Source organism: Streptomyces sp. JW3 (assembly GCF_052216785.1).
Lineage (GTDB): Bacteria > Actinomycetota > Actinomycetes > Streptomycetales > Streptomycetaceae > Streptomyces.
Window position 1 is genome coordinate 102,185 of record NZ_JBQOUX010000010.1, and the last position, 10,101, is coordinate 112,285.

Below are 10,101 nucleotides of genomic sequence, written 5' to 3' on the forward strand. Positions count from 1 at the left end.
TGCGTCTAACTGATCGCCGGGAACCCATCCCCTCGGCACCCCCCGGACGTCCCGAACGGGCCATCGCCCCGTCCCGCCACGGCGCGTCCGGCACCGGCGCGCGACGGCGCCGGGGAGTCCTTGACTCCCCGGCGCCGTTCCCCCGTGTCCCCCGTACACGGTGGTCTTCAGGAGGTGGCTACTCCGTGGCGATCGCGTTCAGTACGTTCATGCGGCCCGCGCGGAACGCCGGGATCAGCGCGGCGAACAGGCCCACGAAGGCGGCGGCGACGAAGACGCCGGTGATGGTCGGCCAGGGGATGTCCAGGACGTTCAGGCCCTCCAGGGCGAGCAGGCGCTGGGCGGTGGTGCCCCAGCCCAGGCCGAGGCCGAGGCCGAGCAGGGCGCCGAAGAGGGCGATGACCACGGACTCCAGGCGGATCATGCGGCGCAGTTGGCGGCGGGAGAGGCCGATGGCGCGCATCAGGCCGATCTCGCGGGTGCGTTCGACGACCGAGAGGGCCAGGGTGTTCACCACGCCGAGCACCGCGACGACGATGGCCAGGGCGAGCAGGCCGTAGACCATGTTGAGCAACTGGCCTATCTGGTCCTTCAGTTCCTGCTTGTAGTCGGTCTGGTCGCGGACCTGGTACTGCGGGTAGGGGTCCAGCGACTTCTTCAGCGCCGCGTACGCCTGGTCCTCCTGGCCGTCCGCCGCCTTGGCGAACATGATCGTGTTCGGCGGGATCGCGGCGGCCGGTACGTACTTGCGCATCGTGTCGATGCTGAGGTAGCGGGCGCCCTGGTCGATCGCCGTGTCGTCGTCGGTGATGGCGGCGACCTTGAGTTTCGCCGTCCGGCCGCCTTCGAAGGCGACGGAGATCGTGTCGCCGACGCTCACCCCGTGCTGCTTCGCGTAGTCCGAGCCGACCGACATCGCGTCCGTGCCGTACGCGTCGGACAGGTCGCCGGCCGTGGTCGGGCGGCGCAGGTCCTCGGCGTAGGTGGCGTCGGCGGCGGTGACGCCGTTGTCGTCCGTCTTGCCGTCGGGCGAGGTGAGCGTGGCGTCGAGGACCTTGTAGCGGGTGACGTGTGCCAGGCCCGGCGTGTCCCGCATCGCCTGCTCGGCCCCCGGCACGATCCGCTGGTTGCCCTCGACGATGAAGTCCGCGCCGACCGACTTGTCCAGCTCACTGGTGGCCGAGGCGACCATCGAGGAGCCCACCACCGACAGACAGGCCACCAGCGCCAGGCCGATCATCAGGGCCGCGCCGGTGGCACCGGTACGGCGCGGGTTGCGCAGCGCGTTGCGCTCGGCCAGCCGGCCGACCGGGCCGAAGACCCGCAGCAGCACCGCGCCGAGGACGCGGACCACCACACCGGCCAGCAGCGGGCCGATCACGACGAAGCCGATCAGGGACAGGACCACGCCCACGCCGAGCAGCGACGCCCCGTCGCTCGCCTTGTCCGCCGTGCCCGCCGCGTACAGCGCCGCGCCGCCCGCGCCGGTCAGGACGACGCCGAGCGCGGCGCGGATCCGTCCCGCCCGGCCGTCGGCCGGGGTGCCCGCGTCGCGCAGCGCGGCCATCGGGGAGACCTTGCCCGCCCGGCGGGCCGGCAGGTAGGCGGCCAGCACGGTGACCACGACGCCGAGTACCAGGCCGACCACCGGGGTGGCCGCCTTCACGGTCAGGTCGTCGGTGGACAGGTTCATGCCCGCGGCCGACATCAGCTCCATCAGCCCGATCGCGATGCCGACGCCGGCCGCGACACCGAGCACGGAGCCGACGACGCCGAGGAGCAGTGCCTCGATGAGGACCGAGCGGTTGACCTGGCGGCGGGAGGAGCCGATGGCCCGCAGCAGGCCGATCTCGCGGGTGCGCTGGGCGACCAGCATCGAGAAGGTGTTGATGATCAGGAAGATGCCGACCAGGAACGCGATCCCGGCGAAGCCGAGCATGGCGTACTTGATGACGTCCATGAACTCGCCGACCTCCGAACGGGCCTCGTCGGACGCCTCCTTGGCCGTCTGGATCTGGTAACCGCCGGCGTCGTCGCCGACAGTCCGCGCGACGTTCCGCTTGAGGGTCTCGTCGGACACCCCGGCCGCCGCCGTCACATTGACCTGGCTGAACCGGTCCGCCCCGCCGAGCAGTTGGCGCTGCGCGGTGGCGGTGTCGAAGTAGATCACCGCGGCCCCGGGGTTGGTGACGGTGAAGGCGGCGATGCCGACGATCCGCGCCTTGAAGTCGCCGGTCTGCGCGATGGTGCGCAGTTCGTCGCCGATCTTCAGGTGGTGCTTGTCGGCGGTGTCGGAGTCGATCATCGTCTCGGTCGGGCCGCGCGGGGCGTGCCCGGAGGTGATCTCCATCGACCGCAGGTCGTTCTTCGTCCAGTTGCCGGCGATGGTCGGGGCGCCGCTGGTGGCGCCCACGTTGTCGTTGTCGGCGTCGACCACGGTCACGTTCATCGAGACGACCGCGCCCTCGGCCGACCGCACGCCGTCCGTCGAGCGGATCTCCTCCAGCGTGGCCGCCGGCAGCGACAGCGGCACCCCGCTCTGCGGCGTGTCCTCGGACTCGGCGTCCTTCGGGGCGACCGTCACGTCGGAGGAGGTGACCGCGAAGAGCTTGTCGAACGTCGTGTTCATCGTGTCGGTGAACACCAGCGTGCCGCACACGAACGCCACCGACAGCAGCACCGCCACCGCCGACAGCGCCATCCGGCCTTTGTGCGCGAAGAAGTTGCGCATCGAGGTCTTCAGCACGGTCATGACGTACGCCCCCGCGCGTCGAAGTCCTTCATCCGGTCGAGCACCGCGTCGGCGGTCGGCTCGCGCATCTCGTCGACGATCCGGCCGTCGGCCAGGTACAGCACCCGGTCCGCGTAACTGGCCGCCACCGGGTCGTGCGTGACCATGACGATGGTCTGCCCCAGTTCGTCCACCGACCTGCGCAGGAAGCCCAGTACCTCGGCGCCCGCGCGGGAGTCGAGGTTGCCGGTCGGCTCGTCCCCGAAGATGATCTCCGGCCGGGCGGCCAGCGCCCGCGCCACCGCCACCCGCTGCTGCTGACCGCCGGAGAGCTGGGCGGGCCGGTGCCCCAGCCGCCCGGCCAGCCCCACGGTGTCCACCACCCGGTCCAGCCACGCCTTGTCGGGCCGGCGGCCGGCGATGTCCATCGGCAGCGTGATGTTCTCCAGCGCGTTCAGCGTCGGCAGCAGGTTGAACGCCTGGAAGATGAAGCCGATCCGGTCCCGGCGCAGCCGCGTGAGCTTCTTGTCCTTCAGCCCGGTGATCTCGGTCTCGGCCAGGTGGATCTGCCCGGAGGTGACGGTGTCGAGCCCGGCGAGGCAGTGCATCAGCGTCGACTTGCCCGACCCCGACGGGCCCATGATCGCGGTGAACTCCCCGCGCGCCATGTCCACGTCGACGTGGTCCAGGGCGACGACCCGGGTCTCCCCCGCCCCGTACGCCTTCACGACCTGCCGCGCCCGCGCGGCGACGGCCGTACGTCCTCCTGTGCTCCCGTGCGCGGGAATGGTCACGGCCGATGTCATGGCAAGTCTCCTATGTCGGTCATCGAATGAGCCGCCGGTGCCGGCGACGAGCAGCGCGCGTGCGTGGTGCTGGATGCGTGGTGCTGGATACGTAGTGCTGAATACGTGGTGCTGGATACGTGGTGACGGAGAAGAGTCTGGCCGCCCGCGGCAGCCGTCCGCGATGGTGTTCAGCGCAGTCTTCTCCTGGGGCAAACCCCACCCCCACCGGTCCGGTTCACCGCCCCCCAGCGGCGTAAAGCCAGGCTAAGGACCACAGGGGGCCGCTCTCGTCCTCCGGCGGTACGAACCCTCCCCGAGCCCTGGTACGGAGGTACCCCTAGGGGCAGTCCACCCTCCGGTGGACAGCGTCTCGGGGTCGCTCTCCACCCTGGGACGCACCCGGCCTGCACCCTCCCGCCGCGTCAGCGGCAAGTGCGAAGCTGATACCCCCAGTTGGGGAGGTACCGGTGGAGGAGGGTTCCAGGGTGGACGACACCAAGGACGCGGCCCGTGACGCCGCGCGGGCCGGCGGCAGCGGCCGGCGCGGACCGGTGGTCGCCGCGCTCATGCTGGCGATGGCACTGGCGGCCCTGGACTCCACCATCGTCTCCACCGCCGTCCCGCAGATCGTCGGCGACCTCGGCGGCTTCTCCGTCTTCTCCTGGCTGTTCTCCGGCTATCTGCTGGCCGTCACCGTCACCCTCCCGGTGTACGGCAGGCTCTCCGACACCTTCGGCCGCAAACCCGTACTCGTCGCGGGCGCCGCCCTGTTCCTGCTGGGCTCACTGCTGTGCGCGCTGGCCTGGAACATGGCCGCGCTGATCGCCTTCCGCGTCGTGCAGGGCCTGGGCGGCGGCGCGCTCCAGGGCACCGTGCAGACCCTCGCCGCCGACCTGTACCCGCTCAAGGACCGCCCGAAGATACAGGCCCGGCTGTCCACCGTGTGGGCGGTCTCCGCGGTCGCCGGACCCGCCCTCGGCGGACTGCTCGCCTCGTACGCCGACTGGCGGTGGATCTTCCTGGTCAACCTGCCGGTCGGCGCGGTCGCCCTCTGGCTCGTCGTGCGCCACCTGCACGAGCCGCGCCGGGCGAGCGAGGGCACACGCGCGCGTACCGACTGGGCGGGCGCGCTGACCGTGTTCGCGTGCGGCGGCGTGCTGCTGACCGCGCTGGTGCAGGGCGGGGTGGCCTGGCCCTGGTGGTCCGCGCCGTCACTCACCCTGTTCGGGACGGGACTGGTCCTGCTGGCAGCCGTCGTGGCCGTCGAACGCCGGGCGGCCGACCCGATCATGCCCGGCTGGGTGTGGCGGCGCCGCACGATCGCCGCCGTCAACCTGGCGCTCGGCGCGCTCGGCCTGCTGATGGTGGCGCCCACGGTGTTCCTGCCGACGTACGCCCAGTCGGTACTGGGCCTGGCGCCGGTGGCCGCCGGGTTCGTGCTGTCGGTGTGGACGCTGAGCTGGCCGGTGTCGGCGGCGCTGAGCCAGCACGCGTACCGCAGGATCGGCTTCCGCGACACCGCCCTGCTCGGCATCGGCACGGCCGCGCTGATCCTGTTCGCGTTCCCGTTCCTGCCGTATCCCGGCGCGGCCTGGCAGCCGGCCCTGCTGATGCTGCTGCTCGGCGGCGCGCTCGGCCTGTTCCAGCTCCCGCTGATCGTCGGCGTGCAGTCGACGGTCGGCTGGGCGGAGCGGGGCACCGCGACCGCGTCCGTGCTGTTCTGCCGGCAGAGCGGCCAGACCGCCGGGGCGGCCGTCTTCGGCGCGATCGCCAACGGGGTACTGGCCGCGCGGCTCGGCGGCGCGAGCGACCTCGACTCGGTGACGCGGGCGCTGGACGCGGGAACGGAAGCGGGAACGGAAGCGGGAGCGGGAGCGGGGACGGGCGTCGCGGCCGGGGCGGGGGTGGCGGACGAGGCCGTACGACGGGCCGTCGCCGAGGCCGTGCACGCCGTCTACCTCGGCGCGGCGGGGGCGGCGGCCCTGGCGTTCCTGGTGCTGCTGATCCTCGCCCCGCGCAAGTTCCCGGTCCTGACGGACTGAACCAAAGAACGGAACGACCGGCCCGGTCCCCGTTCCGAGGAGAACCGGAATCCGAGGTTTTCCACATACCGACCACTCAGTTTGGGGAAAACCCCACACGCCCCAGAACCGCCGGGTAACGTGCGAGCACCGCACCCCCCTCTCCCTGCGGTCCGTCCACAGCGGACCCGAGCCTCGCAAGGAGCACGGGATGACCCATGACCCGTACATGCCATTAACGCAACCCGTCCCCGCTCCCGCACCGGAGGACACCGCGACCCTCCGCCTGCCCTCCGTCCGCGCGCGCGGCGACGTACGCGCCCTGCGCACCGCCTACCGCAGACAGCGGCGGATCGCCACCTTCGCCGCGCTCGGCTACTTCCTGGTGTTCCTCTGCCTGGCCGCCTTCGCCCCGTCGGCGCTGACCGGTGACGTCACCGCCGGCCTGCCCCTCGGCCTGCTCCTCGCCCTGCTCCAACTGCCCGTCACCTGGCTGGCGATCGTCCTGTACGAGCACACCGCGCGGCGCCGCGTCGACCCGCTCGTGGAACGCATCCGCAAGGCGAGCGCAGTGGACGCGCGACGGGAGGCGCGCCGATGACCGGGTTCAGCGAGAGCGCCCAGGCGATGTTCCTGGTCGGCTTCTCCGCCGTCGCCGCCATCACGCTGCTGCTGTGCGTGATGACCGGCCCCGACCGCGACGACCTGGACGAGTTCTACACCGGGTACGGCTCGCTCTCCGCGCTGCGCAACGGACTGGCCATCGCCGGCGACTACATCTCCGCCGCGACCGTCCTCGGCACCGGCGGCGTCATCGCCCTGTTCGGCTTCGACGGGGTGGTCCTCGCCCTGAGCACCGCCCTGTCGCTGCTGCTCCTGATGTTCCTGATGGCCGAACCGCTGCGCAACGCGGGCCGGTTCACCATGGGCGACGTACTGGCCCGCCGGATGACCGGCCGCGCCGTGCGCGTCACCGCCTGCGCGGTCACCCTCGCCGCGCTGGTCCCGATGATGCTGGTGCAACTGGCCGGCACCGGGCAGCTGATGTCGTTCCTGCTCGGCTTCAGCAGCGCGTCGCTCCAGACCGGCTGCGTCATCGGGGTGGGCGCGCTGATGATCAGCTACGCGGCGATCGGCGGCATGAAGGGCACCGCCCTCATCCAGATCATGAAGATCGTCATGCTGCTCGGCTCGGGCGCCGTGGTCACCCTGCTGCTCCTGTACCGGTTCGACTGGAACCCGGGCCACCTGTTCGACGCGGCGGCCCGGGGCAGCGGCGCCGGGCAGGCGTTCCTGCACCCCGGCCTGGAGTACGCCGCCGGACCGCAGCCGGGCCTGGACATGCTCTCCTCCCAGCTCGCCGTGGTCCTCGGCGGCGCCTGTCTGCCGCACGTCACCATGCGCATGTACACCGCGTCCAGCGCCCGCCAGGTACGCCGGTCGATGTCCTGGGCGGTCTCCCTGACGGCCCTGTTCGTGGTGGTCGTCACCGTGGTCGCGTTCGGCGCGACGGCGCTGGTCGGGCGGGAGACGGTCGCCGAGACCGACGCAGCCGGCAACTCGGCCTACCTGCTGGGCTCCCGCGCCGCCTTCGGCACCGACGTGACGATGGTGGAGACCTTCCTGTTCACCACCGTCGGCACCGCCATGTTCCTCACCCTGCTCGCCTCGGTCGCCGGCATGATCCTGGCCTGCGCCAACTCCCTCGCCCACGACGTCTTCGCCACCCGCCCCCGCCCGCTCACCCCGCGCCGGGAGATGACCATGGCCCGGCTGTCCGCCGTCGCCGTCGGCATCCCCACCATCGCGCTGGCCGTCCTGGTGCAGCACCGCAGCCTCCAGCCGCTGGCCACCCTCTCCTTCTGCCTGGGCGCCTCGGCCCTGTGCCCCGCCCTGGTCTACAGCCTCTTCTGGCGCCGCTACACCCGCAGCGGCCTGCTGTGGACCCTCATCGGCGGCAGCCTCGTCGTGCTCGCCCTGACCCCGGGCACCAGCCTGGTCTCCGGCACCCCCGTCGCCGCCTTCCCCGACGCCGACTTCAACTGGTTCCCGTTCACCACCACCGGCCTGGTCTCCATACCCGCCGGCTTCGCCTTCGGCTGGCTGGGCACGGTGCTCTCCGGCCGGCGACCGGCGGAGGAACAACGCGTACGGTACGAGGCCCTGGAGGCGGACCTCTACGCGGGAACCGCCCGCGGCGGTCCGGCCGCCTGACCGGGGCGACGGTGCCGGCCGGTCACTCCACCGCCCGCCCCGTCAGCGCGCTCAGCCGGCCGCGGACCTGGTCCAGCTGCGCCTGCACGTCGTCCCACCGCTCCCCGTGCTCGCGCAGCACCCGCTCCGTCTCCCGGACGATCCGCTCCCTGCGCGCCCGAGCCCCGGCGACCAGCTCGGCCGCCCGGACCCGCGCCTCCTCCGGCCGCCGCCGCGCCGACTCCTCGGCCGCGGCCAGGTCCTGCTCCGCGCCGGCCAGCTCCCGCTCGGCGCGGGCCAGCAGCTCGGCGTGACGCACGTCCACCGCGGCGGCCCGCTCGGCGTCCTCCCGCTCGGCCGCGGCCCACCGCGCCGCGTGCTCCCGGGCCTGCTCGGCGAGCATCCCGGAGGTGCGCCGCCGCATCTCGCGCAGCGCGCCCAGCACCTCGCCGCGCCGCGCCTTCACCTCGCGCCGGGCCCCGATCCGCAGCTCGTCGGCCTCGGCCCGCGCCGCGAGCAGCCGCTGCCGGGCCCGCTCATCGGCCTCGGCGCGCACGGCGTCGGCGTACGCCCGTACCGACTCCGTCACGCCCGCCGCGTACGCCCGCGCCTCCCCCACCAGGCGGTCACCCTCCGCCCGCGCCCGCCCGCGCACCGCGTCGGCCTCCTCGCCCGCGGCCCGGAACAGGTCGCGGGCGCCCGCGCCGAGCGCCTCGTAGTCCTGCGGCGCCAGCCCGGCCACCGTCTCCCGCAGCGCGGCCAGCTCCTCGGCCATCTCCCGGGCCAGCACGGTGAGCCGGGCGGCCCGCTCCCAGGCGGCGTCCCGCTCCTCACAGAGGACCGCGGCACACGCCTCGACCTGCTCAGGACGGTAGCCACGCCCCCGTACGGGGACGAAGCCTCGGGACGGCATCGGTGCGGTGCTCATGTCCGCACATCTTTATAGATGTGACGTAAGTGCTCATAACGCGACACTCCGGGCACATGGGGAGGGGGTGACGGAGGCGCTCAGCCGCGCCGCGTCACAGCAGCCCGTCCCACATCTCCTCCAGCAGCACCGACCACCAGCTCTCCGGCGACCCCAGCGCCGGCCCGTCCAGCGCGGCCAGCTGGGCCTGGAAGTCGACGGTCCAGCGGCCCGCCTGCTCCTGGTTCAGCCCGTACCGCAGCCGCCACATCCGCCCCAGCAGCGCCAGACAGCGCGCGAACTCCGGCAGCCCCGTGTTCACGAACTGCGGCGGCACCGGCGCACCGCCGAGGCCGGCCTCCACCGGCACCGCCACGATGTTCGCCGTGCCGTACTGCACACAGACCGCCTTGCCGAAGTCACTGCCGACGACCAGGTACGAACCGGCGTCCGAGGCCGGCCGCACCCCCCGCTCGGCCGCCAGCTCCGCCAGCGTCGGCACCGGCCGGCCCGGCTGCGCCTGCGCCCAGAAGAACGGTCCCATGTCCACCGGCAGCCCCGCCACGACCAGCGTGTGCGCCACCACCGGCGGCACTCCCTGCCGGTCCACCGCCGCCTGCTCGAAGCGGAACACCCCCGGCCCGAACGCCGCCGCCAGCTCCTGCGCGATGCCCTCCGGCGGCAGCGGCGGGGCCGGCGGCACCGACGGCAACGGCGCCCGCACCGGCGCCGGCCGCGCCGGACCGTCCGCGACCTGATGCAACTCGCCCTGATGACTGATCAGTTGAGCCATGCCCTGCTGCCGGCTCGCGTGATCGGTGCCGTACGGCGCGATCGACGTGATCCGCGCCTGCGGCCACTGCTCCCGGATCATCCGCGCACAGTACGCGCCCGGCAGCTCGCAGGACTCCAGCTCGGTGTGCAGCTCCAGCACCTGGTCCGGCGGCACGTTCATGGCCCGCAGCTCGTGGTAGATCTGCCACTCCGGATGCGGGGTGCCCGGCGCGGACCGCCGGATCAGCTGCTGCTCGGAACCGTCCTGCGCGCGGTAGCGCAGCACCGCCTGGTACCCGGGACCGACGGTCGGCTGCCCGGCGGGCCGCGGCGGATACCCGTACGCCGGGGGCGACGACGGCGGCGGCACGGCACCCTGTTGCGGCACCGGCTGGGACATCGGCTGCGGCTGACCGGGGGGCGGTACGGCACCCTGCGGCACGCCGGGGGCGGACGGGGGCGCGCCGGGGCCGACCGGGGGCGCGGCCAGCACGGTGGGGGCGTGGTGCACGCCGGCCTGACCTCCTTGGACGCCGGGGGCGCCAGGCGCGCCGGGGGGCGCGGGAGGGTGCGGTACGCCGGGGGTCGCGGGGGCGCCCGGGGGCGGCGGGGTGCCGCCAGGCCCGGCGAGCACCGTCGCGGCGTGGTGGACACCGCCGGGAGGCGCGCCACCGGGGGTGCCCGGGG

General features: G+C 73.3%; 7 protein-coding genes. 3 read left to right on the forward strand and 4 right to left on the reverse strand.

Translation table 11 applies throughout. From position 1 onward, the window contains the following. Positions 1–178 precede the first annotated feature (178 nt). Together ACTT8P_RS07050 and ACTT8P_RS07055 are read right to left on the reverse strand one after the other, a co-directional pair. Positions 179–2,752 (reverse strand): ABC transporter permease, encoded by a 2,574-nt coding sequence (locus tag ACTT8P_RS07050; RefSeq protein WP_442830660.1) that lies wholly within the window; start codon positions 2,750–2,752, stop codon positions 179–181. Then, a complete protein-coding gene (locus tag ACTT8P_RS07055; protein ID WP_442830661.1) occupies positions 2,749–3,537 on the reverse strand; it encodes an ABC transporter ATP-binding protein in 789 nt (262 codons plus the stop codon). Before ACTT8P_RS07055 ends, ACTT8P_RS07050 begins: the two co-directional genes overlap by 4 nt. A 467-nt stretch (positions 3,538–4,004) precedes the next feature. Here ACTT8P_RS07055 and ACTT8P_RS07060 point away from each other — a divergent pair, with 467 nt between their 5' ends. The 3 genes from ACTT8P_RS07060 to ACTT8P_RS07070 all read left to right on the forward strand — a co-directional run bounded on the left by ACTT8P_RS07060 (position 4,005) and on the right by ACTT8P_RS07070 (position 7,754). Continuing rightward, on the forward strand, positions 4,005–5,561 hold the full coding sequence (locus ACTT8P_RS07060; protein ID WP_442830662.1) for an MFS transporter: 1,557 nt from the start codon (positions 4,005–4,007) through the stop codon (positions 5,559–5,561). 190 nt (positions 5,562–5,751) lie between these two features. Then, positions 5,752–6,141, forward strand: a complete 390-nt coding sequence (locus ACTT8P_RS07065; protein ID WP_442830663.1) for a DUF485 domain-containing protein — start codon at positions 5,752–5,754, stop codon at positions 6,139–6,141. Next, complete coding sequence (locus tag ACTT8P_RS07070; RefSeq protein ID WP_442830664.1) at positions 6,138–7,754, forward strand: sodium/solute symporter; 1,617 nt, start codon at positions 6,138–6,140, stop codon at positions 7,752–7,754. The genes ACTT8P_RS07065 and ACTT8P_RS07070 overlap by 4 nt, the downstream gene beginning before the upstream one ends. 22 nt (positions 7,755–7,776) lie before the next feature. On the opposite strand, the gene ACTT8P_RS07075 is transcribed toward ACTT8P_RS07070, so the two are convergent. Beyond that, complete coding sequence (locus tag ACTT8P_RS07075) at positions 7,777–8,661, reverse strand: cellulose-binding protein (RefSeq protein WP_442830665.1); 885 nt, start codon at positions 8,659–8,661, stop codon at positions 7,777–7,779. 94 nt (positions 8,662–8,755) lie between these two features. After that, on the reverse strand, positions 8,756–10,101 hold a 1,346-nt coding region (locus tag ACTT8P_RS07080), incomplete at its 5' end, for an SUKH-4 family immunity protein (RefSeq protein ID WP_442830666.1).

Bases quoted from the DNA above. Each gene is read 5' to 3' on its own strand.
- ACTT8P_RS07055 (WP_442830661.1), bottom strand. From the start codon at position 3,537: ATGACATCGGCCGTGACCATTCCCGCGCACGGGAGCACAGGAGGACGT.
- ACTT8P_RS07065 (WP_442830663.1), top strand. From the start codon at position 5,752: ATGACCCATGACCCGTACATGCCATTAACGCAACCCGTCCCCGCTCCC.
- ACTT8P_RS07070 (WP_442830664.1), top strand. From the start codon at position 6,138: ATGACCGGGTTCAGCGAGAGCGCCCAGGCGATGTTCCTGGTCGGCTTC.
- ACTT8P_RS07075 (WP_442830665.1), bottom strand. From the start codon at position 8,661: ATGAGCACCGCACCGATGCCGTCCCGAGGCTTCGTCCCCGTACGGGGG.
- ACTT8P_RS07050 (WP_442830660.1), bottom strand. From the start codon at position 2,752: ATGACCGTGCTGAAGACCTCGATGCGCAACTTCTTCGCGCACAAAGGC.